Origin of the sequence: Methanocalculus sp. (assembly GCF_030651615.1) — an archaeon.
Classification (GTDB): Archaea; Halobacteriota; Methanomicrobia; order Methanomicrobiales; family Methanocorpusculaceae; genus Methanocalculus.
In genome coordinates this window covers 1-3,165 of record NZ_JAUSCG010000067.1, presented here as the reverse complement: position 1 = coordinate 3,165, position 3,165 = coordinate 1, and the positions used below count along the sequence as shown (strand labels likewise).

At 52.5% G+C, this 3,165-nt stretch carries 3 protein-coding genes; all 3 read right to left on the bottom strand.

The genetic code is table 11. The annotated features are described in order from the left end of the window. Positions 1–296, bottom strand: a 296-nt coding sequence (locus Q7V06_RS02775) for a TrmH family RNA methyltransferase (RefSeq protein ID WP_304837744.1), incomplete at its 3' end; no start/stop codon positions are given. 3 nt (positions 297–299) lie between these two features. After that, positions 300–980: a phosphoglycerol geranylgeranyltransferase gene (locus Q7V06_RS02770; RefSeq protein WP_304837741.1), complete on the bottom strand. Its 681-nt coding sequence runs from the start codon at positions 978–980 to the stop codon at positions 300–302. Then, positions 977–3,165 (bottom strand): DNA topoisomerase (locus Q7V06_RS02765; RefSeq protein WP_304837739.1); only part of this gene is annotated, 2,189 nt, incomplete at its 5' end. The genes Q7V06_RS02770 and Q7V06_RS02765, both read right to left, overlap by 4 nt.

Sequence of the window (3,165 nt, the reverse complement as noted above, 5' to 3'; positions counted from 1 at the left end):
CTGAGCTCGGACGGAGAGTAGTAGGGCATTCTCATCGGATTGGTCACTGATTTACCGAGGGTGCCGGTGGTGGCGATGGTGAGAGAACTCCGTTCAAACACCTCTTCGAGGGTGATCCGCTCAGCAGATTCCAGAAGTTCGCGTGCATGTGAGGATCGGGCGATCGCCTCATTTCCGAGTCTGCAAGGGTTGACGAGGACGAGGTTCTTAAACCCGAAGTTCTTCATCACTCGTGCGGCAAAACCAACATTGCCTTCATACAGCGGCTCAACAAGGACGATATCCACTTCAGGCATCCTCTATCGAACCGCCCGGACCGTCGCCTTCAATGCATCAATCCCCGCCTCATAGACAGCGTTTCCAACGATGATCGTATCCGCATACCCGCTCATCTCTGCGGCACGTTCTGCGCTGTTGATGCCACCGCCATAGAAGAGACGTGCATTCGAGACACTCTCTGAGACGGCTTCTACAACTTTCGGGTCGCCATAGGTTCCTGAGTATTCGATATAGACGACGGGGAATCTGAAGTAACGATCCGCGACTGTCGCAAAGGATGCAACATCAGCAGGGGAGAGAGTGCAGTCTGCCCCCGTCACTTTTGCAACAGAGGATGCCGGGTTTAAGACGATATACGCTTCAGGAACAACCCGTTCCCAGTCAATTGCATAATCCCTCACCCACCGTTCATGCTGGCCGATGATCCAGCGGGGGTGAGAGGCATTCAGGACACTTGGTACAAAGACGAGATCAATCCCATCAAATCGGGCGCCACTCGGATCAGCCGGTTCTACGACGATGGGGAGATCGTAATCTCTGACACAATCATAGAGTTCAGTCAGGTTCTCAGGGGTGACGTTAAGGGTACCCGAGAGCATCAGTGCATCAGTTCCGCTCGTTGCCACGATCTCGATTGCGTCTCTGTCCAGATACCTGTCAGGATCCAGTTTCGTTATATGAACCCAGCTCTTCCAGCTCATAGTATTGCCGCCTGTTTCTTTAATTTTGATACGACCTCATGAGAGAGGCCGGAAACCTCCCCTTTCATCTGAAGGAGAGTCTTTTTGTCATAGATACCCGCATCAGCCAGTTTTCTGATCGTCGCCTCGCCGACACCCGGAATTTCGGCAAGACCCTTCTGCCCTTTCAAAAAGACCGAATTGCTGATCTTCTCTGGCCGTTGCTTATTAAAATGATCAGAGACGAGTGAGGCATGTTTGATCACCGTCTCTATGGTGACACCTGTTGCCAGTGCAATACCGGCGGGATGAATGCTGATGAAATCCTCCGGGGAAGTAATTCCTGCTGCCTGATATTTCTTAAGGGAGACTGCGGGTAAACCGATATCTTTGAGGGTCCTGGTATCACTCTCTTTCTTCGCTTCAGATAGCAGTTCCAGAGCCTCAGCCTCAGATACTCCGGTCTGTTTCAGGAGTTTTGGATCGGCCCTCCCCAGTGCTGTTATATCACCAATACCTGCATCTACGAGAGCCTTGGTGATCTTTGCAGGGCTCCTTCCTTTCCTCGGAGTGATATGATCGCGGATGAACTTCTTCATCTCGGTCCTCCGCCTAAGGATGCCGATCACCTCACCTGCACTCTGAATAAGAGATTTTGCTGATGCAGTTGGAACTGTGAGGATACCAGCTAGTTCATCGGGATTCTTTGCGGTGAGATCAGTGATTGAGTAGAGGTGGTGTGCATGGAGGGATCTGATCATCTCTTCGCTGCACCCCGGTATCATGGAGAGTGCCTCTCTGTTCGACTCGATATGAGAGCAGAGGGGGCATCCGATGTCCCAGGGGCGTGCACCCTTCCTGACCAGCCTGATATGGTTGAGGGAATGGGTCGGGCAGATATCTTTTGTCCGCACCGCACCACCCCAGGTTCCGGGAGGAAGGCTCATATTGAAGGTACAGTCAGGATAGTGCATACACCCGATGAACTGGGATGAACCCATCCTCCTGATACGAAGTGAGTGGCCGCAGACCGGGCAGGGGCCGACGATCGACTCTTCAATCGTCATATCCATTATATCCCCGCCTATCATCGACTCGTTTGCTTCAAGCTGGTTGAAGACCTGCTCGAGCATGCGGCGGGATTCAGAGAGGACTTCCTGGGCCTGCTTCTGCTGAACCTTTATCAGGTTCATATGCTCTTCAAGAGAGCTGGTCATCTCCGGCTTTGTTATCGTATCAGCATGCTCCTGAAGCGTATCGGTGACAGCTCTTCCGACAAGCGTGGGGCGCAGCGGGTTGCCTTCGACGTACTTCCGGGCGATCAGTTTTCCGATCACCTCATGGCGGGTGCTCTTCGTTCCAAGGCCAAGTTCCTCCATCCTCTGGATCAGACGGCTCTGGGTGTATCGTGCCGGGGGCTGTGTCTCCTTCTCATCAAGATGAACAGCGATGATTCTGAGTGTCTCTCCTGGTGTTAGCGGAGGAAGGATGCGTTCTTTTGCTTCAGAATAAGGGTATATACTCCTGTACCCGGCGACGACGAGTCTGCCGCCGGTTGCGGTATAGGGCTCTCTGCCTGCTGAGATATTCACCTTTAAGGTCTTCCATTTTGCATCAGGTGAGAGGGTTGCAAAGAATCGCCTGACGATGAATTCATAGAGCTTCCAGGCATCCTCCCCGATCTTATCGGGGCTTCCATAACCGGCAGGATGGATAGGGGGATGATCTGTCGTCTCTTTTTTACCACGGGTCGGTGAAGGCCTCATATTGGCAGCAACCCATTTCCCATCCTTTTCAAAGACTCCTTTTGAGAGATCGGCTACAATCCCCTTCAGATTGAGGCTCTTTGGATAGACCGTGTTATCGGTCCTCGGATACGAGATATATCCGTTCATGTAGAGATCTTCTGCAACACGCATCGCATTTGCCGCAGAGTACCCAAGTCTTCCTGCTGCAACGATGAGCGTCGTCGTGTCGAGGGGAGAGGGGGCACGATCATTCTTCTCTCCCTCGATCACCTCAGTGACAGTAGCGGGGGGCACTGATCCGGCAACAACTGCTTCAGCTTCTGCTTTCTCCTTGAAGCGGCCGTTTGTATGCCTGGCCTCAATCGGGGTCCCATCCTTTTCAGAATCGAGTCGAACCATCCAGTATGTTTCTGGTATAAACTCCTCGATCTCCTTCTCCCGATCAACGATCATCGCTA

What these genes read in the sequence shown, in the direction of transcription:
- Q7V06_RS02770 (WP_304837741.1), bottom strand. Translation starts at nt 980, where the DNA reads ATGAGCTGGAAGAGCTGGGTTCATATAACGAAACTGGATCCTGACAGG.